Source organism: Endozoicomonas sp. SESOKO3 (assembly GCF_024606255.1).
On record NZ_JAHHPR010000497.1, the window covers coordinates 1 to 1378 of the forward strand.

A 1378-nucleotide genomic window follows, 5' to 3' on the forward strand; every position below is an offset into this window, starting at 1 on the left:
GCAAAAGAGAGTCCGACCAGTTCCGCTTCCATATAATCCAGGCTGGTGGTTTCGGTATCAAAAGAAAACAGTTCCGAGTCATTCAATACGTTCAGCCAACGGCCAAAGGTCTCTTTATCAAGAACCGTCTCATATTCAGCATGAATAGCAGGCCTGACGGGCTCAGGTTCTGCACCTCCGCCCATGCCTTTTTCCAGTTCAGCGATCATGGAACGGAATTCATACTCTTTGTACAGAGTCAACAGAGCTTCTTTGTCAATGGGTTCCGCTTTCAGATCTTCAATCGCAACAGGCAACGCCACATCGGTTTTGATGGTGGCCAGATCCCGGGAGAGCAAGACAATATCTTTATGTTCTTCAAACTTACTGGCAAAATTTTTGCTGCCTCTGAAGCCCAGGGCAGGTACTTCGTCCAGACGTCTGGCAATCTCATCAATACCACCAATCCCCTGTAACAGAGCCAGAGCGGTTTTCTGCCCAACACCGGGCATACCGGGAATATTGTCACTGGAGTCACCCATCAGGGCCAGGTAATCAATAATCAGGTGAGCAGGAATACCAAACTTGTCCACGACGCCGTCCAGATCGGTACGGGTATCATTCATGGTATCGATCAAAGTCACATGCCCGGAAACCAATTGAGCAATGTCCTTGTCACCGGTTGAGATGACGGTATCAATTTTCTTCTCTGTGGCTTCTTTGGCCAGTGTGCCAATGACATCGTCCGCTTCTACGCCATCAATCATCAACAATGGCATACCCAGGGCACGAACCATTTCGTGAATCGGCTGAACCTGTGAGCGCAGATCGTCCGGCATGGGCTTGCGGGTGGCCTTGTAATCTTCGTACATATCGTGCCGGAAGTTCTTCCCCTTGGCATCAAAGACCACTGCCACCGGACTGCCCGGATACTCCTTAAGCAGACTCTTCAACATGTTCGTCATCACACGGATAGCCCCTGTTGGACGACCGTCTGATGTTCTCAGGTTCGCTCGTTCTGAAGCATGGAAAGCCCGATAGAGGTAAGAAGACCCATCTACGAGCACAAGGGGCGTACAGGCTTGATCTGACATTGCTGAATTGATCTCTGGTTAATGGGTAACAGTAGCATTCAGACATTGATGTGGGTGAACACCGAGAGCTACAGCCTCCCAAATATTGGAGTAGACTGCTATTCTAATCCCTTTTTCCCGCTAGACACATGGTTATTCCTTGAGGCGCGCGATGAAATCAATAACAGGTTCACTGGCTTTTGCGACAATCATGTCTTTATTTCTCGTCGGCTGTGCCAGCTCTCCACCGTCCACTAACCCAACAGAAGCTGCATTGGAAAAGCCTCCCAAAGTTGTTCAACCTGAATCGGCAACAATCAGCAAAG

General features: G+C 49.3%; 1 protein-coding gene. It reads right to left on the minus strand.

What is annotated here, in order from left to right:
- A partial coding sequence (locus tag KDK18_RS08660; RefSeq protein ID WP_306670898.1) for a 5'-3' exonuclease H3TH domain-containing protein occupies positions 1 to 1073 on the minus strand: 1073 nt, incomplete at its 3' end.
- Between the last annotated feature and the right edge of the window lie 305 nt (positions 1074 to 1378).